The 23,074-nt window shown below is 62.5% G+C and carries 18 protein-coding genes; 8 read left to right on the top strand and 10 right to left on the bottom strand.

Features of this window, described 5'->3' with window-relative positions; genetic code table 11:
• Nucleotides 1-18: 18 nt before the first annotated feature.
• Nucleotides 19-234 (bottom strand): ribosome modulation factor, encoded by a 216-nt coding sequence (gene rmf / locus ACTORR_RS05770; RefSeq protein WP_079227119.1) that lies wholly within the window; start codon nt 232-234, stop codon nt 19-21.
• A 562-nt stretch (nt 235-796) separates the two neighbouring features.
• Here rmf and rlmKL point away from each other — a divergent pair.
• Together rlmKL and ACTORR_RS05760 are read left to right on the top strand one after the other, a co-directional pair.
• Nucleotides 797-2,989: a bifunctional 23S rRNA (guanine(2069)-N(7))-methyltransferase RlmK/23S rRNA (guanine(2445)-N(2))-methyltransferase RlmL gene (gene rlmKL, locus ACTORR_RS05765; protein ID WP_441343579.1), complete on the top strand. Its 2,193-nt coding sequence runs from the start codon at nt 797-799 to the stop codon at nt 2,987-2,989.
• 94 nt (nt 2,990-3,083) lie between these two features.
• A complete protein-coding gene (locus ACTORR_RS05760; RefSeq protein ID WP_054883449.1) occupies nt 3,084-5,477 on the top strand; it encodes a sensor domain-containing diguanylate cyclase in 2,394 nt (797 codons plus the stop codon).
• Nucleotides 5,478-5,604: 127 nt separating this feature from the next.
• Here the strand turns inward: ACTORR_RS05760 and dacB are convergent, their stop codons facing one another.
• Complete coding sequence (gene dacB, locus ACTORR_RS05755; protein WP_054883450.1) at nt 5,605-7,068, bottom strand: D-alanyl-D-alanine carboxypeptidase/D-alanyl-D-alanine endopeptidase; 1,464 nt, start codon at nt 7,066-7,068, stop codon at nt 5,605-5,607.
• 187 nt (nt 7,069-7,255) lie between these two features.
• Between dacB and ACTORR_RS05750 the strand changes: the two genes are divergently transcribed.
• Nucleotides 7,256-7,600, top strand: coding sequence for a YggL family protein (locus ACTORR_RS05750; protein ID WP_054883451.1), 345 nt, complete (start codon nt 7,256-7,258; stop codon nt 7,598-7,600).
• 38 nt (nt 7,601-7,638) lie between these two features.
• Here the strand turns inward: ACTORR_RS05750 and ACTORR_RS05745 are convergent, their stop codons facing one another.
• The 6 genes from ACTORR_RS05745 to ACTORR_RS05720 form a co-directional block, all read right to left on the bottom strand.
• A complete protein-coding gene (locus ACTORR_RS05745; protein ID WP_313364979.1) occupies nt 7,639-11,238 on the bottom strand; it encodes a transporter substrate-binding domain-containing protein in 3,600 nt (1,199 codons plus the stop codon).
• Between the two features lie 8 nt (nt 11,239-11,246).
• Nucleotides 11,247-11,867, bottom strand: a complete 621-nt coding sequence (locus ACTORR_RS05740) for a response regulator transcription factor (protein WP_054883453.1) — start codon at nt 11,865-11,867, stop codon at nt 11,247-11,249.
• Nucleotides 11,868-12,143: 276 nt separating this feature from the next.
• The gene (locus ACTORR_RS05735; RefSeq protein WP_054883454.1) at nt 12,144-13,475 is read right to left on the bottom strand and encodes a deoxyguanosinetriphosphate triphosphohydrolase; all 1,332 of its coding nucleotides are present in this window, start codon (nt 13,473-13,475) and stop codon (nt 12,144-12,146) included.
• A gap of 103 nt (nt 13,476-13,578) precedes the next feature.
• Nucleotides 13,579-13,908 carry a hypothetical protein gene (locus tag ACTORR_RS05730; RefSeq protein WP_054883455.1) on the bottom strand — a complete coding sequence of 110 codons (330 nt, stop codon included), beginning with the start codon at nt 13,906-13,908 and terminating at the stop codon, nt 13,579-13,581.
• Nucleotides 13,905-14,279: a phage holin family protein gene (locus tag ACTORR_RS05725; protein WP_313364978.1), complete on the bottom strand. Its 375-nt coding sequence runs from the start codon at nt 14,277-14,279 to the stop codon at nt 13,905-13,907. Before ACTORR_RS05725 ends, ACTORR_RS05730 begins: the two co-directional genes overlap by 4 nt.
• A gap of 9 nt (nt 14,280-14,288) precedes the next feature.
• Nucleotides 14,289-14,603 carry a DUF883 family protein gene (locus tag ACTORR_RS05720; protein ID WP_099815566.1) on the bottom strand — a complete coding sequence of 105 codons (315 nt, stop codon included), beginning with the start codon at nt 14,601-14,603 and terminating at the stop codon, nt 14,289-14,291.
• 321 nt (nt 14,604-14,924) lie between these two features.
• Between ACTORR_RS05720 and ACTORR_RS05715 the strand changes: the two genes are divergently transcribed.
• The 5 genes from ACTORR_RS05715 (at nt 14,925) to ACTORR_RS05695 (ending at nt 18,303) form a co-directional block, all read left to right on the top strand.
• Nucleotides 14,925-16,133 (top strand): ammonium transporter, encoded by a 1,209-nt coding sequence (locus tag ACTORR_RS05715; protein WP_313364977.1) that lies wholly within the window; start codon nt 14,925-14,927, stop codon nt 16,131-16,133.
• 76 nt (nt 16,134-16,209) lie between these two features.
• Entirely contained in the window at nt 16,210-16,449 is a 240-nt protein-coding gene (locus ACTORR_RS05710; RefSeq protein WP_054883459.1) for a glutaredoxin family protein, read from the top strand.
• Between the two features lie 108 nt (nt 16,450-16,557).
• The gene (locus tag ACTORR_RS05705) at nt 16,558-16,989 is read left to right on the top strand and encodes a D-Ala-D-Ala carboxypeptidase family metallohydrolase (RefSeq protein ID WP_054883460.1); all 432 of its coding nucleotides are present in this window, start codon (nt 16,558-16,560) and stop codon (nt 16,987-16,989) included.
• 70 nt (nt 16,990-17,059) lie between these two features.
• Entirely contained in the window at nt 17,060-17,368 is a 309-nt protein-coding gene (locus ACTORR_RS05700; RefSeq protein WP_054883461.1) for a hypothetical protein, read from the top strand.
• 50 nt (nt 17,369-17,418) lie between these two features.
• Nucleotides 17,419-18,303 carry a pseudouridine synthase gene (locus tag ACTORR_RS05695; RefSeq protein WP_054883462.1) on the top strand — a complete coding sequence of 295 codons (885 nt, stop codon included), beginning with the start codon at nt 17,419-17,421 and terminating at the stop codon, nt 18,301-18,303.
• Nucleotides 18,304-18,386: 83 nt separating this feature from the next.
• Here ACTORR_RS05695 and ACTORR_RS05690 read toward each other — a convergent pair whose 3' ends face one another.
• Together ACTORR_RS05690 and acnA are read right to left on the bottom strand one after the other, a co-directional pair.
• Nucleotides 18,387-19,952 (bottom strand): methyl-accepting chemotaxis protein, encoded by a 1,566-nt coding sequence (locus tag ACTORR_RS05690; RefSeq protein WP_054883463.1) that lies wholly within the window; start codon nt 19,950-19,952, stop codon nt 18,387-18,389.
• A 299-nt stretch (nt 19,953-20,251) separates the two neighbouring features.
• The gene (acnA, locus tag ACTORR_RS05685; RefSeq protein WP_441343577.1) at nt 20,252-22,993 is read right to left on the bottom strand and encodes an aconitate hydratase AcnA; all 2,742 of its coding nucleotides are present in this window, start codon (nt 22,991-22,993) and stop codon (nt 20,252-20,254) included.
• Nucleotides 22,994-23,074: the final 81 nt, after the last annotated feature.

Below are 23,074 nucleotides of genomic sequence, written 5' to 3'. Positions count from 1 at the left end.
CGAATTCAGTGTCCTCGTTCAGCCAACGGCGTGATTTTCGTTGAGTCTATGGATGCCAGCGGTGCCAGTCATTCCGTCCCAGTTATCACCGCGACCTTCGCGCCAGCCGTTGATCCAGGCTTGGCGAACTGAAGGAAGTGTAAAGGGGCAAAGTTCGCGGGATTTGCCGGTGACCCCGTATTGGTAGCCACGTGAATATGCTCTTTCCAACGGATCACGCTTAAGTCTTCTCATAGGGTGTTGCCCTCACTTGTTGACTGTAATGTCCCGTCGGCCTCTCCGAGGCCGGGCAGAGTCTTTCTGCCGGTTTTGCGCTCGCTGCCGGCGTGGCGAGCTGAAGGTGCCGCCTCATTGCGAAGCGGCCTGAGACCAGTTCTAACGAATGCAGGTCACGGTGGGAATGATCAATTTGTCATAAGCACGTAACCTTTCCGAGGGTGAGGGGATAAGTAAATAAATGCGACTCAACCTTGTTTGGCGTTGAGCCCGCTATTATCAGGGTTTGCCGAACCTTGGCGTCATTTCGCCAGCGTTGCGACGGGATGACAGAAATATTTGGTAATGCGACGAAGGGTCACACGGCCACGACGTCGACGGAAATTATTGGTACTGCCTGATGATCTAAGCTGTTTTTGCCACTTGGCGAGCGGCAGATCGATCAGGCGGCCCGGCCCCTCGGTTGCGATGACGCAGCGGGGAAGGCCACTCGGACGCTTGCTGGAAGGGCGTTCGGGCAAACATCGGCAAGGCGATGCGTCGCCTCGTCACTTACATAGCCCAAGGCGCTGGAATACTCATGTCGGACCGTTTCGAACTCTATCTCACTTGCCCCAAAGGCCTGGAAGGCCTGCTTGCCGAAGAGGCCCGAGGCCTCGGCCTGGATGATGTGCGTGAGCACACCTCGGCCATTCGCGGCGCCGCCGACATGGAAACCGCCTACCGCCTGTGCCTGTGGTCACGCCTGGCCAACCGCGTGCTGCTGGTGCTCAAGCGCTTCCCGATGAAGAATGCCGACGACCTCTATGATGGTGTGCACGCCGTCGACTGGGCCGACCACTTGGCTGCCGACGGCACCCTGGCCGTGGAATTCAGCGGCCATGGCTCGGGCATCGACAACACTCACTTCGGTGCGCTCAAGGTCAAGGACGCGATCGTCGACAAGCTGCGCAACCGTGAGGGCCTGCGCCCATCGGTGGAAAAGGTCGACCCGGATATCCGCGTGCACCTGCGCCTGGACCGTGGCGAGGCGATCCTCTCGCTCGACCTGTCCGGCCACAGCCTGCACCAGCGTGGCTATCGCCTGCAGCAAGGCGCCGCGCCGCTGAAGGAAAACCTGGCCGCTGCGGTGCTGATCCGCGCCGGCTGGCCGCGCATTGCTGCCCAAGGCGGCGCCCTTGCCGACCCGATGTGCGGTGTCGGCACCTTCCTGGTGGAGGCGGCGATGATCGCTGCCGACATTGCCCCCAACCTCAAGCGTGAGCGCTGGGGCTTCAGCGCCTGGCTCGGCCATGTGCCGGCCACATGGCGCAAGGTTCACGAAGAGGGCCTGGCCCGTGCGCAAGCCGGCCTGGCCAAGCCGCCACTGTGGATTCGCGGTTACGAAGCCGACCCGCGGCTGATCCAGCCGGGGCGCAACAACGTCGAGCGTGCCGGCCTGGGCGACTGGGTGAAGATCTACCAAGGCGAAGTCAGCACCTTCGAGCCACGCCCGGACCAGAACCAGAAAGGCCTGGTCATCAGCAACCCCCCGTACGGCGAGCGCCTGGGTGACGAAGCCAGCCTGTTGTACCTCTACCAGAACTTTGGCGAGCGCCTGCGCCAGGCCTGCATGGGCTGGGAAGCGGCGGTGTTCACCGGCGCGCCGGAGCTGGGCAAGCGCATGGGCATCCGCAGCCACAAGCAATATGCCTTCTGGAACGGCGCCTTGCCGTGCAAGCTGCTGTTGTTCAAGGTTCAGCCTGATCAGTTCGTCACCGGCGAGCGCCGCGAGGCCCAGGCCGACAATGGCGAGGCCCGCCGCCCAGCTGCGGTTGCCAGCGAGCCGGCACGCCTCTCGGAAGGCGCAAAGATGTTCGCCAACCGCCTGCAAAAGAACCTCAAGCAGCTGGGCAAGTGGGCCCGCCGCGAGCAGGTCGACTGCTACCGCCTGTACGATGCCGACATGCCCGAGTATGCCCTGGCAGTCGACCTCTATCAGGATTGGGTTCACGTGCAGGAATACGCAGCCCCGCGCTCGATCGACCCGGACAGGGCCCAGGCACGCCTGCTCGACGCACTGGCGGCGATCCCCCAGGCACTGAACATCGACCCGCAGCGAGTGGTGCTCAAGCGCCGCGAGCGCCAGAGCGGCACGCGCCAGTACGAGCGTCAGGCCACCGAAGGCCGCTTCCAGGAGGTGAACGAGGGCGGCGTCAAGCTGCTGGTCAACCTTACCGACTACCTCGACACCGGGCTGTTCCTCGACCACCGTCCGATGCGCATGCGCATCCAGCGCGAGGCGGCTGGCAAACGCTTCCTCAACCTGTTCTGCTATACCGCTACAGCGACCGTGCACGCGGCCAAGGGCGGGGCGCGCAGCACCACCAGCGTCGACCTGTCGAAAACCTACCTGGACTGGGCACGGCGCAACCTGGCGTTGAACGGTTTCTCCGAGCGTAACCGCCTGGAGCAGGGTGACGTGATGGCCTGGCTGGAAGCCAACCGCGACAGCTACGACCTGATCTTCATCGACCCGCCGACCTTCTCCAACTCCAAACGCATGGAAGGGGTATTCGACGTCCAGCGCGACCATGTGCAATTGCTCGATCTGGCCATGGCCCGCCTGGCATCCGGCGGCGTGTTGTATTTCTCCAACAACTTCCGCAAGTTCCAGCTCGATGAGCATGTCAGCACGCGCTACGCCGTGGAGGAAATCAGCGCCCAGACCCTGGACCCGGACTTCGCTCGCAACAACCGGATCCACCGCGCCTGGCGCCTGCAGCTGCGTTAATTCGACGAGGCGCATTGCGCGCCTAATGGCCAATAGCTATAACTCAGCACAGGGCCAGAAGTTTCGCAGGACGCTGACGTGATGAGATCTCTCTATGTCGAAGTGGGGCGTGCGTGCGAAGGTGCTGGGCCTGTGCCGCGAGGCAATGGCTGCCTGGGCGGTGGCGCTGGTCGCGTTGGTGGCCGGCGTGCTGCTGTCGGCTGGCCTCGCGCTGGCCGCGCAGGCGTTCTACAAGCAGCAGTTGCGCCAGCGCTTCGAACTGTTGGCCAGCGAGCGTTATAGCCGTATAGCCGAGCGTTTCGACGACCAGGAGCGACGCCTGGATGGCTTGCGGCGCTTCTTCACCTATGCCAATGAAATCACCCCGAGCGAGTTCGATGGCTATGCCCGGCCCTTGTTGCAGCGGACCCAGGCGTATTCCTGGGCGCCGCGGGTCGAGGGCGGGCAGCGGCGCGAGTTCGAGCGCCAGGCCAGTGCCTGGCTGGGGCAGGATTACCTGATCCGCGAGGTGGATGGCGCTGGTCACTGGTACCCTTCGCCACGCCGAGCCTATTACTACCCGGTGCTTTATACCCAGGCCGAGCGTATGCAGGGGCAGCCCTACGGGCTCGACCTGCGCAGCCAGCCGGCCCGTGAGCAGGCCTTGGCACGCGCAATGCTATCGGGCAGCATGGCGGTTTCCGAGCCGCTGGACATGCTCAGCGTCGCCCCGGACCTTAGCCGTGGGCTGTTGATGGTCGCACCAGTATTCCGTGATGCATCGCCGGATGACCCGCCGGCGGGATATGTCATGGCCTTGCTGAATGTGCGCCAGTTGGTCACCGAAGGCCTACCCATCGCTGAAGATGACAATCTGGTGATGCGCATCATCGACCCGAGCGGGCGGGACGGCCACGAAGTGCTGTTCGATTCACAGAATCCGGTGGCGGCACTGGCCATGGTCAGCACGCAGCTGCTGCGTCTTGCCGACCATCATTTCCAGCTCGAAATGCGCCCGAGCCAGGCATTCCTGCGGGCCAACCAGTCCACTGCCGCCTTGGCCGTGGGGCTGCTGGGCGGCTTGTTGAGCCTGCTGCTGAGTGTGTTGCTGTACAACCTGTTCAGCCAGCGCCAGCGTGCCTTGACCCTGGTCGAGCAACGTACGGCGGAACTGCGGGTCAGCGAGCAATCGTTGCGTGAGACTCACAACCAGTTGCGCAGCGTACTGGATGCCGCGACCCAGGTGGCCATCATCGCGACCGGCCTCAAAGGCGAGGTCAGCACCTTCAACGCCGGTGCCGAACGCATGCTGGGTTATTCGGCCAGCGAGGCGATCGGGCACCTGCACCTGGAGGACCTGGTGATGCCGGAAGAGCTCAGCCAGCGTGCCCATGCTTTGAGCCTGCGCTATGGGCGGCACATCGCCGGAGGCCAGGCAATGTTCGCCGAGACCATCCAGGAGAGCGGCGGCGAACCTGGCGAGTGGACCCTGGTGCGCAAGGATGGCGGTCATTTGCTGGCCAACATGCTGGTGACTGCCGTGCTCGACGAGCAGGGGCTTTGGGTCGGCTACCTGGCGATCTGTATCGATGTCACCGAGCGGCGCCGGGTGCACGAGGCCCTGGCCCTGCGAGATCGTTTGCTGGAGAAACTCAGCGCGGAAGTGCCGGGCGGGATCTACCAGTACCGGCTGGACGCCGATGGCCACTCGTGCTTCCCCTATGCCAGCCAGGGGCTGTTCGACATCTACGAGGTCGACCTGCAACTGCTGCGCGAGGATGCTTCGGTGGTATTCGAGCGCATCCATCCCGATGACCTGGAGCGCGTGCGCCGTTCGGTGCGCTATTCCGCTGAACACCTGTCGCCGTGGCGCGAAGAGTACCGGGTATGCCTGCCGCGGGCCGGATTGCGTTGGGTGCGCGGTGAGGCGACGCCCGAGGTCGGCGAGAACGGTTGCACGCTATGGCATGGCTATCTCACCGATATTTCCGACCTCAAAGGGGTGGAAGAAGAGTTACGGGCGCTGTCGGTCACCGATTCGCTGACCGGTATTCATAATCGCCGCTATTTTCAGGAACGACTCAAGGTCGAACTGGATCGTGCCCAGCGTGATAAGCAGGACTTGGCCGTGATCATGCTCGACATAGACCATTTCAAGCGGATCAACGATCAGTACGGCCATGCCGTGGGTGACCATGTACTGCGCAGCCTGTGCCAACGCATTGGCCAGCGCTTGCGCCGCACCGATGTGTTCTGCCGGTTGGGGGGGGAGGAGTTCATGGTGCTGTGCCCTGGAAGCGATGTCGAACAGGCGCGGACGCTGGCCACGGAGCTGTGGCAAGGCGTGCGCAGTGTGCCAGTTGAAGGAGTGGGCAAGGTCACTGCAAGCTTTGGCGTGGCCGGGTGGCGGCAGGGGGAGGGGGCTGATGCCTTGTTGCTGCGGGCAGATGCCGGGGTGTATGCGGCCAAGCAGGCAGGACGGGACAGAGTAGAGGCAGAGTCGGCTTGAGATTGCTTTTTTGCCTGTCCCGGCCTCTTCGCGGGTAAACCCACAGGAATAGCACAAGGCATGAGCCCTGTGGGTGCCTGTTGGAGCGGGTTTCCCCGCGAGGTGGCCAGTGCAGGTTATCGAAGCATCAAGGTGCTGCAGCCGTCGCGCTGTTGTTCAGCTTCGGCTGGCGGTAGAGATCCAGCAGCACTTGGTCGAGCACCTGCGAGGCGCCCCATGGCTTCGGATCGTTGAGGATCGCCGCCACCGCCCAGGTATTGCCGTTGCTGTCGCGACTGAAGCCGGCGATCGCCCGTACGGTATTCAGGGTGCCGGTCTTGATGTGCCCTTCGCCGGTCAAAGCGGTGCGCTTCAGGCGTTTGCGCATGGTGCCGTCCATACCCACCAGTGGCATCGAGCTCATGAACTCGGCGGCATACGGGCTGTTCCACGCCGCTTGCAGCAGTGCCGCCATTTCGCGGGTGCTGACCCGTTCGGCGCGCGACAGGCCGGAGCCGTTCTCCATCACCAGGTGCGGCGCGGTGATGCCTTTCTTGGCCAGCCACTGGCGCACCACGCGCTGCGCGGCACGGGCGTCATCGCCGTCGGCATCGGTGCGGAACTGCGCGCCGATGCTAAGGAACAGCTGCTGGGCCATGGTGTTGTTGCTGTACTTGTTGATGTCGCGGATCACCTCAACCAGGTCGGGCGAGAAGGCCCGGGCCAGCAGGCGAGCGCTCTTGGGCACGTTTTCGATGCGGTCACGGCCCTGGATGCTGCCACCCAGCTCGTTCCAGATGGCCCGCACGGCCCCGGCAGCGTAGGTCGGGTGGTCAAGCAGCGACAGGTAGGTCTGCGAATTGCAGCCATCGCCCAGCTGGCCGGTGACGGTCACGCTGATGCCGTCGGGTTGCTGTACCGGGTTGTAGCGCACGTCGCCGCTGCACTGCTTGGAGGCCACGGCCTTGACCTGGTTGTCGATGTGGATGCTGGCGATCGGTGGCTCGACGGCAACGGTGACCTTGCCGCCGTCGTTGCGGGCAACGAAGCGCAGGGCCTTGAGGTTGATCATCAGCGAATCCGGCTTGACCAGGAACGGCTTGTTGACGTCGCCACCGTCATCGTCGAACTGCGGCAGGTTGGGTTGCACGAAGTGGCTGCGGTCCAGCACCAGGTCGCCGGTAACGGTGCGTACGCCATTGGCGCGCAGGTCACGCATCAGCAGCCAGAGCTTTTCCATGTTCAGCTTGGGGTCGCCGCCGCCCTTGAGGTACAGGTTGCCATTGAGCACCCCGTTGCTCAGGCTGCCGTCGGTGTAGAACTCGGTTTTCCACTGGAAAGTGGGACCGAGCAGTTCAAGGGCGGCATATGTGGTGACCAGCTTCATGGTCGAGGCCGGGTTGACCGATACATCGGCGTTGAACACGGTCGCCGAGCCAGGACCGTTAAGCGGCAGCATGACCAGCGACAGTGCGCTGTCCTGCAGCTTGTTGGCCTTCAGTGCTTGCTGGACTTTCGGCGGCAGGGAGGTATTGACGGCAGCTGCCTGGCTGGGCAATGCCAGTGGCAGCAGCAGGCCAGCGAGAACGAGGGGGCGGAGCTTTTTGATCATATGGATTAAATACCCTGCGGACGAGGGAAAAAGACAATGGGGCTGTACGAGATGATTACCCCAGGACGAAATATAGAGCGCATTATGCCCCAAGCGCAGCGCTGATGCGCCACGTTCGACGGAAAAGCGCCTTTGTAGCGTGGAAACTGGTAAAGTGCCGCGCGTTAATACTCAAGAGGATTGTTTCATGGCTACCAACCGTTCCCGTCGTCTGCGCAAGAAGCTGTGCGTTGATGAATTCCAGGAGCTGGGTTTCGAACTGAACCTGGGTTTCAAGGAAGACCTGTCCGACGAAGCCATCGATGCCTTCCTCGACGCCTTCCTGGCTGAAGCCATGGATGCCAACGGCCTCGATTACGTTGGCGGTGATGACTTCGGTCTGGTGTGCTCGGCCAAGCGTGGCTCGGTCAGCGAAGAGCAGCGTGCCACTGTCGAAGCCTGGCTCAAAGGCCGCAGCGAACTGACCAACATCGAAGTCAGCCCGCTGCTGGACGCCTGGTATCCGGAAAAGCCGATCAACCCGGCTTCCTGACCTGTGCATGAGCGGCGCCTCGCTCGGGCGCCGCTCAGTCAGCCCTTGGCCAGTTCCCTCGCCAGCGCTTTCTCCACCCGGCGCATATGCCGGGCCAGTACCTGCCGCTGCAGTCTGATGCACCCAGCAGATAACGCTTCTTCCTCCAGGGCCTCGCAGGCCGTCATCATGCGCCTTGCTTCCAGCAGCCGTGCCGCGCTGAGGATCTTGTGCGCCTGCTCGCGAATCTGGTTGGCCTGATGCTGGGGATCAAGGCTCATGAGCAGTGCCAGGTCTTCCTGCAGGCTTGTGTGCACGGCAGTGAGAAAGCGCGTGCGGCTTCTGGCGTTGTTGCCGACGATGCCGGCCAGGCCCGCCAGGTTGAACAATGGCTCGATGGCTTGGTGGGGGCTGGGCACGATCTTGGCCAGGTATTGGCTGAGCGTACGCAGACTGATGGGCTTGAGCAGGCAATCGTCCATGCCGGCGCTGAGGCACTTTTGCCTGACTTCGGGTTGGGCGTTTGCGGTGTAGCCCAGGATGACGCAGCGCGGTCGCCCGTTCTGGCGCTCTTCGCTGCGCACGGCAGTGGCCAGTTGGTAGCCGCTCAGGTGTGGCATGTTGCAATCGAGCACCAGCACGTCGAACGGCGTATGGCGCCATTTTTCCAGGCCTTCGCGGCCGTCGCTGGCGCTGGCATGGCTTAGCCCCAGGTAACCCAGTTGCTGTGCCATCAGCAAGAGGTTGGCTGGGTGATCATCGACCACCAGCACTGTCAGGTCACGGTCGGGTATGTCCACCTCCTCGGCCTCCCGCCCCTGAGGCGCCGGGGCGTCGACGCGCTCAAGCGGCAACAGCAGGCGAACTTGTGTGCCAAAGTCCGGGAGGCTCTTGATGCTCAGGTTGCCACCCATCATCTCGCACAGGCTGTGGCAGATAGCCAGGCCGAGCCCAGTGCCGGCGCGGGCACCCTGGCTATGCGGGTTGGCCTGGACGAACGGGTTGAACAGGCGCTGGAGGTCTTCGCCCTCGATGCCGATGCCACTGTCGCGCACCTCCAGTTCCAGCGTCGGGTGCGTGCACGGGCCTTCGTCGCGCAAACCGAGTGTGATGCTGATCTGGCCCTGCTCGGTGAACTTGATGGCGTTGCTGACGAGGTTGGACAGGATCTGCTTGAAGCGCAGCGGGTCGAGCAAGGCATGGCCACGGGCTTCAGGGCTGATGTTGATGTCCAGGGCCAGGCCTTTCTGGCGCGCTTGCCCGTGGAAAACGCGGCCGACCGACTCGACAAGCGCTGCCGGATCGACGGCCTCTGGATTGAGTGACAGGTGGCCAGACTCGATACGCACGATATCCAGGATATCGCCGATCAGGCCAAGCAAATCCCTCGCCGATTGGTGGGCGACTTCCAGCGAAGTGGCGTCCACTTGCCCTTGCAGTGCGCGCTGCAACGCCAGTTCGAGCATGCCGATGACCGCGCTCATCGGCGTGCGGATCTCGTGGCTGATGGTGGCCAGGAAGGTACTCTTGGCACGGTTGGCGTCGTCGGCCAGGCGCTTGGCTTCGCGCAGCTCCTGAACCAGTTTGCGCCGATCGCTGATGTCGACCCAGCCGCCAATGATCCCTTGTACTTCACCCAGCGAATCACGGTAGGGCAGGATCCAGTGGTAAAGGGTCATTTCGCGATCCTTGAGGCGCACAGGACGGTCAATGATCAGCGGCACGCCGGCAGCCATCACCTGTTGGTAGTCGGCCTGAATCTGGCGGGTGTTCTCGGCATCGGCGAACAGGCTCTCTTCCAGGCGTTTGCCAATCACTGCTTCCAGGCTGGACTGGACGGCTTCAAGGTAGCTGGCGTTGCAGCTTTGCAAGCGGCCCTCGCGGTCGCGCACGTACATGGGGTGCGGGGTGCCGTTGAGCAGTGCACCCATGAACTCCAGCTGGTCGCTCAGCGCACGTTCGGCGCGTTGGCGCTGCTTGATCTGGCCGCGCAGGCGAGCGTTCCACAGCAGCGCCAGCAACAGCAGCACGCCTGTCCCCAGCAGCACTTGCAGGATCAGGCGTCGCAAGCTTTGCCAGCTGGCATCTTCATGCACGTCGTAGCCGCGCCAGCGATTGTTGATCACCCCCAGTTCTTCCGGTGAGATGCTCAGCAGGGCTTTGTCGAGCATGCTGGCAAGGGCTTTGTCCTGTTCGCGGGTCGCCATCGCGAAGTTGGCTGGCTCGCTGCCCACCGTGCTGCGTATGACCAGGTTGGTATTGACGGCAAGGGCGTGGTTGGCGTCGATCAATGGTGTGATCACGGCATCGACGGCACCACTGTTGAGCAGCGCTACCGAATAATAGGGGCTTTCGGTCTCGATCCAGCCGATCTGCGGGAAGTGGTTCGCCAGCAGGTCGTCCATGTTGCTGTAGCGGGAGATGGCGATACGACGCTGGCTCAGCTGCTCCAGCGAACTGAACCGCTCGTCATGGGCACGGGTGACCAGCACGTGGGGGCTTTCGAGGTACGGCCGGCTCAAACGCAGGCTTTTGTCGTTGATGCCGTCGCTGGCAAGGGCGGCAATCATGTCTACACGCCCGTCTTCAAGCCGTGCGAGCATGTCGGCAATGCCATTGGCCCGCTGGACCTGAAAGCGCAGGCCGGTTCGCAGGCGTATCAGGTCCAGCAGGTCGGCCGTTATTCCGCGAAAATGGCCGTTGCCATCGAAATAGGAAAGGGGAGCTGCCGTTTCGTCAATCGCGACCTGCATGACCGGATGGCTGCGCAGCCACTGCTCCTCGTCTGCCGTCAACTGCAGCTGGCGATTGCTCAGCAGCAGGTCGCTGCCAGCGCTCCAGCGCTTGAGAATACTGGCCCGCAGTGAGCTGGACTGGCGGTCGAGGGTTGCATCGACCAGCTCTTTGAGCTGCACATCCTCGGTGCGCATGGCGAAACTGAAACCGAAGTTCTCGTGTTGGCCGAAACTGGCCAAGCGCAACCGTGGCAGGTGCCCGCGGTTGAGCTGGTAATGGGTCGAAATGGTATCGCCGACGAACACATCCGCCTGGCCAAAGGCCACGGCGTTGAGGGCCTGGGTGGATGAGCCGAAAACCAGCACCTCGGCATTGGGGTAGGTAGCCTGGACTTCCTCCTGCGGCAGGTAGTGGTAGAGCATGCCCAGGCGCATGCCAGGCAGGCCGCCATTGAGGGCACGCATTTCATCTTCCCGGGTGACCAGCACGGGTTGATCAACCGCATAAGGGTGCGAAAGTGTCACGCCTTCGGTTGTCGCTTCGTAACCATTGGCGCTGCCGAGCAGGTCGATTTCGCCACGTTTGAGCGCCTGCAGCGCTGCCTGCCTGTGCGGGTAGCGCATGACCTTGACCGGCAGGTTCAGTGCCCTGCCGATCAGGCTTGCATATTCGGCCGTGAGGCCCTGGTAGATCTGCCCGCCACTGGTGATGTCGAAGGGTGGGTAGTCGGGCGCCGAGGTGCCCAGGGTCAGGCTATGGCGACCCATCAGCCACTTCTTTTGCTGTTCAGTCAGTGGCGGATTGAGCGGTATCGCCGAAGAGCGGGCCAGCAGGGTATAGGTCTCGACATCCTGGGATGAAGCCTGCGCCAGGTCGCAGGCGAAGGCCAGGACGAACCCCAGGCAAGTGATCAGATGCAGCATCGAAAACCTCAGACCAGCGCGTTACGTTTAGCCATTTCAATCAGGTCGACCAAGGTGTCGACCTGCAATTTCTGCATGAGCCGCTTTTTGTAGGTACTGACGGTCTTGTTGCTGATGAACATGCCCTTGGCGATCTCCTGGTTACTGCGGCCTTGGGCGAAAAGTTGCAGGACCATCAGTTCTCGGTCGTTAACGAGTCGGAAAAGTTGCAGGTCTGCGTCAGCTGTTGCGTGGTCATTGTGTATCGCCTGGCTGGGAAAATAGTTATAGCCAGCCAGTACGGCCTTGATTGCACTGAGCAGTTCGCTCAGGTCTTCCTGTTTGCATACATAACCTGCGGCGCCGGAGTGCATGCAGCGCATCGCGAACAATGCCGGTGTCTGTGCGGTGAGTATCAGGATTTTCAGCGGCAGGGCCATGCCCTGGAAGCGCGAAAGCACCTCAAGACCGTCGAGTTTGGGAATGCTGATATCCAGGATCACCAGTTCTGGCTGGGTTTCACGAATCATCTGTATGGCATCTACGCCATTGTCCGATTCACCCACGACTTTGTAGTTCTGGTTTTCCAGCAACATACGGACAGCAAGGCGGATGACTGGATGGTCATCGACGATAAATACGCTATTCATGTTCAAGTTCCCTGCAGCGAATGGCGGAGGCAGGGTGGCACCTTACCCCAGTTGCAAGTCGACGGGGGCGAGTGGATAGGTAATTCGATATATATGGGAAACGGCTTACAGCGGAAAACAAATTGAGCCACGAAGTGTAAGAATTTACTTCGTCATCAAAGGCGTTTTGGGTGCGTTTTGTTCTTTTGTGTATACGTTGTTTATAAGGCGGTAGGGTTTGTAGGACGTTTCTTAGATAAGGGCGTCGCTCGGTATGTGCTGAGCGACGCCTTGCCCTTAGCTCAGGCTCGAGTGCCCGGTCATTTCCCGAGCCATGTCACTTGCATAACTGTCGGTCATGCCTGCGATGAAGTCGATCATACGCAGGAACGCCTGGTGCAAAGAGTCGTGCGGGTTGGGGGCGTTGTTGCCGATCAGGTCCAGCACGCGGCGGCTCTTGAATGACGGCGTGCGGCCGCCATGCTGTTCCAGGGCGGCAGCGCAGAACGTGTTGAGGAGGATTTCCAGCGTGGTGTATGCGCCAATTTCATGCAGCGTCTTGCGCTTGTCCTGGAAAATCTTGTTTCGCGCCATAGCCTTGGCCTGCAGTACGCAACGCTTGGCCGGGCCGTGCATGTGCTCGACCAGGTCACCGCTCAGGCGACCGCTCAACAGTGCTTGCTGCTGCTCGACAAAGGCGTGGGCAGCGGCATTGGTCAGGTGCTCGATGGCTTTGCCTCGCAGTATGGCCAGTTTGCGTCGGCGGGAGTCGGCAGGGCCAAGCTGTCGATAGGTCTCCGGCAGGTCATCGCCGACCAGGTCGAGCAGCAGCGCCTCGACTTCGGCGTAGTGCAGCAGCTCCATCTCCAGGCCGTCTTCCAGGTCAATCAGGGCGTAGCAGATGTCATCTGCCGCTTCCATCAGGTACACCAGCGGATGGCGCGCCCAGCGCTGTTCTTCAAGCTGCGGCAGGCCGAGCTTGCGGGCAATCTGTTCAAGCAGTGGCAGTTCGCTCTGGTAGCAGCCGAACTTGTGCTTCTTGTACCCCAGGGCATCGGCATGCCGGGCAGTCCAAGGGTACTTGAGGTACGTGCCAAGGGTGGCGTAGGTGAGCCGGGTGCCGCCATCGAACTGGTGGTACTCGAGCTGGGTGAGCACACGAAAGCCTTGCGCGTTGCCTTCGAAATTGAGGAAGTCGGCGCGTTCGTCGTCGCTCATGTCGTCCAGCCAGCCACGCCCGGCTGCCTGCTGGAACCAGTGGCGAATGGCGTCTTCACCGGAGTGGCCGAACGGTGGATTGCCAATGTCGTGAGCCAGGCAGGCCGACTGCACGATCATGCCCAGGTCGCTGGGCTCGCACCACTCGGGCAGGCTGCTGCGCAGTGTTTCACCGACACGCATGCCCAGTGAGCGGCCTACGCAGCTGACCTCCAGGGAATGGGTCAGGCGCGTGTGGATATGGTCGTTGCTGGTGACGGGGTGGACCTGGGTCTTGCGCCCGAGGCGGCGAAAGGCCCCTGAGAAGATGATCCGGTCATGGTCTTTGTGAAACGGGCTGCGGCCCAGTTCTTCGGCGCTATACAGCGCTTTGCCAAGGCGCTCGCGGGTGAGCAGGGTGTGCCAGTCCAAGGCGCGGTCTCCTGTCGATCGAGAGGGATAGCTTCCAGCGTCGCGAGCAGGCGTGCAAGAGGAAGATCGTGACCGGCCCTGGGCAGGGGGCCGGTCATGACGTTCAAGGGCGACGGTTGCCTTGCAGGTACAGGCGCACCAGCGGCAACAAGCTGGTTCCCAGCCGGACCAGGCGGCCCAGGTTACCGCTGCGTACCCCTTTGCCGGTCAGAAAGCCCAGTGCCACGACGGCCCCGATGCCCCACAACGGCGCGTGCTTGATACCCAACCCGTCATGCAGCGAGCTGCCCATGCCGCGCAGGCGCTGCAAGGGTTGCAGCAGCTGGCCGGACTCATGGCGGATTTCCTGGCGGTGCATTTCCATGCGCAGGCGTAGCAGCGCCTTGCGCAGCTCCCGTGGATTACGGGTATTCGGAAGTTCTGGCAGGCTCATGGCAACAGGCGCTCCCGGTCCTTGGCCAGTTCGTCGAGGGTCGCACCGAACGGTGACGACTCATCGAACACAGCCGCTTTGAGGCGCAGGCCGCAATACAGCGCAGCCGCGCCATAGAACACGCACAGGCCAGAGATGCCAGCCAGCCGATAGCTGTCCCACAGCAGCACCAGCAGCAAGCCGGACAAGGCCGTCAGCAGCAGCAGTGCGAACACCAGTGCCAGGCCGGCGAACAGCAGCAGGCTCAGGGTGCGTGCTTTCTGCTCCTGCAGTTCGATGCCGAACAGTTCGATGTGGCTGTGCAGCAACCCCAGCAGTGCCGCGCCCAGGCGCTTGCCGGAAGCGCTGGTGCCAATGCTGTCATTGTCCATGGGGACTCCTCAGCGCCGATTGGCCAGCAGGCCGATCAGCAGGCCGACGCCTGCGGCAATACCAATGGCCTGCCAGGGTTTCTCCTGGACGTACTGTTCGGCGCTACCGAGCGCTGCCTGGCCGCGCTCGCGCACTGAATCCTGAGTCAGCTGCAAGGTTTCACGGGCTTGGGTCAGACGCTCGTGGATCTGCTCGCGCAGTTCATCGGCCTGGTCGCCGGCGAGGTTGGCAGTATCGGCCAGCAAGCGCTCGGTATCGCGAACCAAGGCTTGGAAGTCAGCCATCAATATCTCTTGTGCAGTCTTTGCCGATTTGCTGGCCATGGGGCTCTCCCTATTGTAGGTGTGCAGGTCTGTAGGTCATTCGAGTGACCGGGTGTATGGAAGGTTCACTAGCGGCGCTGGTATGGGCCTTGCTACTGAAACTTGCCACAACGCGGGGCGTAGCCCGCAGCGGTGCGCCGAACCAGGGCGTCGACCCTGGCGGATACCGATAAACCTTAACCCAATCCACGACAAACCCAAGAAAAAACCACGCAGGCCGCGCCCGGTTCGGCAAAACAGGGCAAACGCTGGCACCGATTCGGTGCAGGGATGCAGGTTCTTGAACTGTCCTGGTGCTTTTTCAGCAGGTCTGCCTCTTTCATGGAAAACATGCACAGCGCAATGGACTCCCTGGTCCACGGCTCCAACACCCTGTTCATCCTGATGGGCGCCATTCTGGTGCTCGCCATGCACGCCGGCTTCGCCTTTCTCGAAGTGGGCACCGTGCGCCACAAGAACCAGGTCAACGCGTTGTCGAAGATCCTCAGCGATTTCGCCATTTCCGCGTTGGTGTATTTCTTCATCGGCTACTGGATCGCCTATGGCGTGAATTTCCTGCAACCGGCGTCGCAACTGGCCACCGACCACGGCTATGCGCTGGTCAAATGCTTTTTCCTGCTGACCTTCGCAGCCGCGATTCCGGCGATCATCTCGGGGGGGATCGCCGAACGTGCGCGCTTCGCGCCGCAGCTATGCGCCACCGCGTTGATCGTTGCGTTCATCTACCCCTTTTTCGAAGGTGTGGTGTGGAACGGCAATTTCGGCGTGCAGGCCTGGATGCAGGCCAGCTTTGGTGCGCCGTTCCATGATTTTGCCGGCTCGGTGGTCGTGCATGCCATGGGCGGCTGGCTGGCGCTGGCCGCGGTGCTGTTGCTGGGCGCCCGGCGGGGGCGCTACCGCGACGGCCGGCTGGTGGCCTTCGCACCGTCGAGCATTCCATTCCTGGCATTGGGCTCATGGATCCTGATCATCGGCTGGTTCGGCTTCAACGTGATGAGCGCCCAGACCTTGCAAGGTGTCAGTGGCCTGGTAGCGATCAATTCGCTGATGGCCATGGTCGGCGGCACCTTGGCAGCCTTGCTGGCCGGGCGCAACGACCCGGGCTTCCTGCACAACGGGCCGTTGGCAGGGCTGGTGGCGATCTGTGCCGGCTCTGACCTGATGCACCCCGTTGGCGCTTTGGCTACCGGGCTGGTGGCGGGGGTACTGTTTGTCTGGAGCTTCACCGCTGCGCAGAATCGCTGGAAGGTCGACGATGTGCTCGGTGTCTGGCCGCTGCACGGGCTTTGCGGCCTGTGGGGCGGCATCGCCTGCGGCGTGTTTGGCCAGGCGGCTCTGGGTGGCATGGGTGGGGTCAGCCTGGTCAGCCAGCTGCTGGGCAGCCTGGCAGGCGTCCTGCTCGCACTGATCGGTGGTTTCGCCGTGTACGGCCTGATTCGCCAGGTGCATGGCCTGCGCTTGAGCCATGAACAGGAGTTTCAGGGTGCAGACTTGTCGCTGCACCGGATCGGCGCCACCAGCCAGGATTGAGCAGGGTCAGGTGCACAGGGGGCAGGACGGACTTAGAATAAGCTTCTTCCTACAGTCAAATCGGGTGTTGCCCCACATGCTGCCTGAATGCCAACTCTTCGGCACCGTCGGGTGCCACTTGTGCGAAGTGGCCGAAGCCGTGCTGATGCCCTTTGTCGAACATGGCTTGCTGATCGAGTTGGTCGATATCGCCGATGACCAGGCCTTGTTCGAGCGGTACGGTTTGATCATTCCGGTGTTGCGGCGCAGCGACACGTCTGCAGAGCTTGCTTGGCCCTTCGATGCCGAACAGGTAGTGGCTTTTCTTCACCAGTAACGGGCAGGAGGGAATGATTGCCCTCGTGCACGGCCTCGGGCCAGAAATGATGATGCCTCACCGTTGAATGGTCATCGGTACTTTTGCATTGTCATCGAGAGCCTCATCATGCTGATCACGCCACATTTCGCCCTGGAAGAACTGATTGCTTCGCAAGTTGCCGCGAGAAAGGGACTGGACAATATTCCTCCGCCTGAAGTCCTGGGTAATCTGCACCTGCTTTGCCAGGTGCTTGAGCAGGTTCGGGAGATGTTCGGGCGCCCCGTGATCGTCAGCAGCGGATACCGCAGCGAGGCGCTGAATCTGCTCGTCGGCGGGGCGCCAGGCAGCCAGCACGTGAAAGGCCTGGCTGCGGATTTCACCGTGCGGGGCATCGACAACCGGGAAGTGGTCAGGCAGGTCAGTGAGAGTGACTTGGCGTTCGACCAGTTGATTCTGGAGTTCGACAGATGGGTTCACTTGTCGGTATCGGTGGCCGCGCCGCGCCGTCAGGTGCTGACCATTCGCAAGGGTACGGGCTACCTGCCCGGCTTGCAGTAGGGGCCGAGACGATTGACGCAGCGGTGTCGCGCTACGTATGCTGTATATAAATACAGTGTCGAGGTGGATCATGCTCAACGTCGAGCAACTCAAGTACAGCGTCAACCGTATGCCGGTGGAGCGGGTGTGCGACGCCGTGCTGGAATTGCGTCTCGAAGGCTTGGTCACCGATGACCGCACGCCCTTCGCAAAGGTGCATTTCAATACCTGTTTTGCAGAAATCGAGGCCTTGTTCCAGCGTGCCGGTTACCATCGCGGGCTGGATGTTGTGGGTTACCAAGGCCTGATCTATGCGCTCTATGACCCCGGGCGCTGGGAGCCGGTGCAGGTATTGCGCTGGTTGAAGGCACATAGCGAGAGGATAGTGGAGACTGGTTGAGGCGCCGGGCTTGGGGGATAATGTGCGGCTTTGATTGCTCGAGCCCTGCCATGACCACGCCTTTCGACCCCGCCCGCCAGCAAGCCAGCACGCTCTGCCTGCCACCCGGCAACTGGGCCACGGTACTCGATTGCCTGTGCGACCATTTCAAGGCGATCGAGCGTGCGCAGTGGCTTGACCGCTTCGCTCGAGGGCGGGTGCTCGATGCCGAAGGCAGGGCAATTGCCGCCGACATGCCCTACCTTCGCGGCATGCGCGTTCACTATTTTCGCGAAGTACTCAACGAGCGGCCGATTCCGGTGCAGGAGACCATCCTGCATGTTGATGAGCACCTGGTAGTGGCCGACAAACCGCACTTTCTGCCGGTTACGCCCACCGGGGAGTACGTCGAGCAGACCCTTTTGCGGCGCCTGATCCGGCGCCTGGACAACCCGCATCTGGTCCCACTGCACCGCATCGATCGGCACACCGCCGGGTTGGTGCTGTTTTCCGCCAATCCGCAGACGCGCAGCGCATATCAACGGTTGTTTCCGGAGCGGCGGATCGACAAGCGTTATCAGGCCATCGCTGCCGCCTTGCCGCAGCATGCATTCCCCTTGGTGCACAAAAGTCGCCTGGTGCACGGCGAGCCGTTCTTCCGCATGCATGAAGTGCCAGGGGAGGCCAACAGCGAGACCTTCGCCGATGTGCTGGAGACGAATGGCGAGTGGTGGCGCTACGGCCTGTCGCCGGTAACGGGCAAGACACATCAGCTGCGTGTGCACATGGCGGCGTTGGGAGCAGGAATCTGCAACGACCCGTTCTATCCCGAGTTGCTCAAGGAAGAGGACGACTATCAGCGGCCGTTGAAGCTGCTGGCGCAAAGCTTGCGGTTTGTCGACCCGTTGACGGGCAGCGAGCGCTACTTCGAGAGCCGGCTTGGCCTGGACTGGTAATGCGCCTTTGCCCGTCATGCAGAAGCGGCTTGCGCTGCGAACGGGCCGCAAGGCTGCTCCTGCAATGACGGCGTGGGCCTGAACTAGCGGTTGAACCGCTCCACCAGCGAATACTGGCTGCCGGCAGTGACGGTCAGCTCTTCGCTGAGCTGCGCCGAATGCTGCGCTTGCTCGGCTGTCTGGTCGGCCAGTTCAGCTATGGTGCTGATGTTGCGGCTGATCTCGTCGGCCACTGCGGTCTGCTCTTCGGTGGCGGCGGCAATCTGGGTCGCCATGTCAGTGATATTGGCCACGGCTTCGCTGATGCCGACCAGAGCCTGGTCGGCCTGCATGACGCGGTCAACGCCTTCCTGGGCCTGACGGTGGCCGGTTTCCATGGTCTGCACGGCGTTGTTGGCGGTCTGTTGCAGCTTGGCGATCAGGCCGTGGATCTGCCCGGTCGATTCGGCGGTGCGTTGGGCCAGCTGGCGTACCTCGTCGGCGACCACGGCAAAACCACGGCCCATCTCGCCGGCACGGGCCGCTTCGATTGCAGCGTTGAGTGCCAGCAGGTTGGTCTGGTCGGCGATGCCCTTGATCACATCGACCACGCCGCCAATCTCGTCGCTGTCCTTGGCCAGCTGGGTCACGGTCTGGCCGGTTTCGCCGACGGCGCTCGACAGGCGTTCGATGGCGTCGCGGGTTTCCCCGGCGATCTGCCGACCCTGGCTGGTCAGGCGGTTGGCTTCCTGGGTAGCGTCTGCGGTGCGTTGCACGTGGTTGGCCACTTCCTGAGTGGTGGCCGCCATCTGGTTGACCGCGGCGGCAACCTGTTCTGTCTCCACGCGCTGGCGCTCCAGGCCCGAGGAGCTCTTGTGCGCCAGCGCATCGGACTGACGCGCCTGGTCACTAAGGTGCTCGGCGCTGTCCTGCAGGCGGGTCAGGCAGGTCTTCATGCGCGCGTCCTGGCTGAGCATGGCCATCTCCAGGCGTGCCTGTACCCCACGGCTGTCGGTGTACATCTGTGCGATCAGCGGGTCGGAGGTGGTCTGTTCTGCCAGGCGCAGCAGGCGCTTCAGGCCACGCTGTTGCCAGCTCAGGCCGAGCAGGCCGAGCGGTACCGACAGGCCGGCGGCCAGTGCGAAGCCCCACGAGTGACCGAGCCAGTTGCCAATCAGGAAACCGACCTGGCTGACCAGGATGAACGGCAGCCAGTCCTGCAGCACCGGCAGCCAGCGATCGCGGCGCGGGATGGCCGTCTTGCCGTCGTTGATGCGCTGGTACAGGGCTTCGGCACGGCGGATCTGCTCGGCGCTAGGCTTTACCCGCACCGACTCGAAGCCAACGACCTGGTTGTTCTCGAATATCGGCGTGACGTAGGCATTTACCCAGTAGTGATCGCCGGATTTGCAACGGTTCTTGACGATGCCCATCCACGGCAAGCCTTGCTTGAGGGTTTGCCACATGTGGGCAAACACCGCAGTCGGCACATCCGGGTGGCGCACCAGGTTGTGGGGGGCACCATTCAGCTCTTCGCGGGTGAAACCGCTGATCTCGACGAATGCATCGTTGCAGTAGGTGATCACACCCTTGGCATTGGTGGTGGAGATCAACCGTTGTTGGGCAGGGAAGGTCCGTTCCCTCTGGGTAATCGGCTGGTTGTTACGCATGAGCTGAAATAGTCCGTAAGGCTTTCGACTGATATCGGCAAGCCACTGGTTTTATTGAATGGATATTTAATTTACTTGACCTGGGGCAAATGGCCGCTACTGCAGGTGCGTTATGCGAACCTTGGCGTTCGCAGCAGTTGGCCTATGTTTGTGACCGTTTGGTTACAAATCGGGTGCATGATGACTGACCGGCCATCAAAGTGCTACTGCCGGGTGCCTGACGTCGTTTTCTGTTGTCGCGCGTAGATCGAGCGCCGCCCTCGCGGCGCTCGATCTACGCGCCACAACACCCAAGCCAATCAGCTGCGAATCATCTGCCGCAGCACATAGTGCAAGATCCCACCTGACTTGAAGTACTCCACCTCATTGAGCGTGTCGATCCGGCACAGCACCTCGATCTGCTGTTGTTGCCCATCCTCACGGGTAATGCGCAGGGGCAGGCTCATGCCCGGTGTGATCTGGGCACCGTCGAGCCCCAGCAGGTCGATCTGTTCCTTGCCCGTGAGCGCCAATTGCTTGCGGTCCTGCCCGGCCTTGAACTGCAGCGGCAGCACGCCCATGCCCACCAGGTTGGAGCGGTGGATGCGTTCGAAACTTTCTGCCAGCACCGCCTTGACCCCCAGCAGGTTGGTGCCCTTGGCCGCCCAGTCACGGCTGGAGCCGGTGCCGTATTCCTGGCCGGCGATGACCACCAGCGGCGTGCCCTCAGCCTGATAACGCATGGCGGCGTCATAGATCGAAAGCTTTTCACCGCTGGGCACGTGCAGGGTGTTGCCACCTTCCTCGCCGGCCAGCATCTCGTTGCGGATGCGGATATTGGCGAAGGTGCCGCGCATCATCACTTCGTGGTTGCCGCGCCGTGAACCGTAGGAGTTGAAGTCCCGAGGCTCCACCCCCTTGCTGCGCAGGTAACGCCCGGCGGGGCTGTCGGCCTTGATGTTGCCGGCCGGGGAGATGTGGTCGGTGGTCACCGAGTCGCCGAGCAGGGCGAGGATGCGTGCACCGTGGATGTCCTTGATCTCGGGCAGCGGCCCGCCGATATCGTCGAAGAACGGTGGGTGCTGGATGTAGGTAGAACTGTCCTGCCATACGTAAGTCGCCGCCTGCGGTACTGCAATGGCCTGCCATTGAGCATCGCCGGCGAAGACTTCGGCGTATTCCTTGTGGAACATGGCCGTGTCGACCTTGGCCACGGCGTCGGCGATTTCCTGCTGGCTGGGCCAGATATCGCGCAGGTAGACGGGCTTGCCGTCGTTGTCCGTCCCCAGCGCATCCTGGGTCAGGTCGACGCGCACGCTGCCGGCCAGCGCGTAGGCCACTACCAGCGGAGGCGAGGCCAGCCAGTTGGTCTTGACCAGCGGGTGCACGCGGCCTTCGAAGTTGCGGTTGCCCGAGAGGACCGACGCGACCGTGAGGTCGGCGCTGGCGATGGCTTTTTCGATGGCTTCGTCCAATGGCCCTGAGTTGCCGATGCAGGTGGTGCAGCCATAGCCGACCAGGTCGAAGCCAAGCTGGTCAAGGTATGGGGTGAGCCCCGCAGCCTGGTAATAGTCGGTCACCACCTTGGAGCCAGGGGCCAGTGAACTCTTGACCCAGGGCTTGCGTTGCAGGCCTTTTTCCAGGGCCTTTTTCGCCAGCAGGCCGGCCGCCATCATCACGCTGGGGTTGGAAGTGTTGGTGCACGAGGTAATCGCGGCGATGACCACAGCGCCGTCGCGCAGGGTGTAGTTCTGGCCTTCATGGCTGTAGGCGATTTCGCCGGCCTGATCGGCGTTGCCGACCGCCACACCGCCACCCCCTTCACTCTCCATGCGCCCGACCTCTTTGGCCAGCGGTTTGGGTTGCAACTCGATGAAGTGGTCGAAGGCCTGGCTTACCTGTCCCAGGGCAACCCTGTCCTGTGGCCGCTTGGGCCCGGCCAGGCTGGCCTCGACGTCATGCATGTCCAGGGCCAGTGTGTCGCTGAACAGCGGTTCTTGCCCTGGCAGGCGCCACAGGCCTTGTGCCTTGCAATACTGCTCGACCAGTTCCACGGATTCGCTTGGGCGGCCGGACAGCCGCAGGTAGTCGAGAGTGACCTCATCGACCGGGAAGAAGCCACAGGTCGCGCCGTACTCCGGTGCCATGTTGGCGATGGTCGCACGGTCGGCCAACGGCAGGTCGGCCAGGCCGTCGCCGTAGAACTCGACGAATTTGCCGACGACGCCTTTCTTGCGCAGCATCTGCGTGACGGTCAGTACCAGGTCGGTGGCGGTGATGCCTTCGCGCAGCTTGCCGGTGAGCTTGAAGCCGATCACTTCCGGTATCAGCATCGACACCGGCTGGCCGAGCATGGCCGCTTCCGCCTCGATGCCGCCGACGCCCCAGCCGAGTACGCCAAGGCCGTTGATCATGGTGGTGTGCGAGTCGGTGCCGACCAGCGTGTCGGGGAAGGCATAGGTGCGGCCATCGTCGTCGCGGGTCCATACCGTGCGCCCGAGGTATTCCAGGTTGACCTGGTGGCAGATGCCAGTGCCCGGCGGTACCACGCGGAAGTTGTCGAATGCACTTTGGCCCCAGCGCAGGAAGGCATAACGTTCGCCGTTGCGCTGCATTTCGATGTCGACGTTCTGGGTGAAGGCCTGTGGCGTGGCGTAGCGGTCGACCATCACCGAGTGGTCGATCACCAGGTCCACCGGCGACAGCGGGTTGATCCGCTGCGGATCACCGCCGGCCTTGGCCATGGCGGCGCGCATGGCGGCCAGGTCGACGACTGCTGGCACACCCGTGAAGTCCTGCATCAGCACCCGCGCCGGGCGGTACTGGATTTCGCGGTCGGAGCGACGTTCCTGCAGCCAGCCGGCGAGGGCGCGCAGGTCATCGGTGCCGACGGTCTTGCCGTCTTCCCAGCGCAGCAGGTTTTCCAGCAGTACCTTGAGCGACATGGGCAGGCGCTGCAGGTCGCCCAGCTGCCGGCCGGCTTCGGCTAGGCTGTAGTAGTGGTAGGTGCGGTCAGCCACCTGGAGGGTCTGGAGGGTATTCAGGCTATCGAGCGAGGGCATTGCCAACTCCTTGTGCGGCGGGGGCCCGGCACGGCTGGATGGCCGGTGCCACCGCGCTGTTTCGGCCCGCACGGCACGGGC

Origin of the sequence: Pseudomonas sp. SAR267 (assembly GCF_052077595.1) — a bacterium.
Lineage (GTDB): Bacteria > Pseudomonadota > Gammaproteobacteria > Pseudomonadales > Pseudomonadaceae > Aquipseudomonas > Aquipseudomonas vlassakiae.
This window is presented reverse-complemented; position numbering and strand designations above follow the sequence as displayed.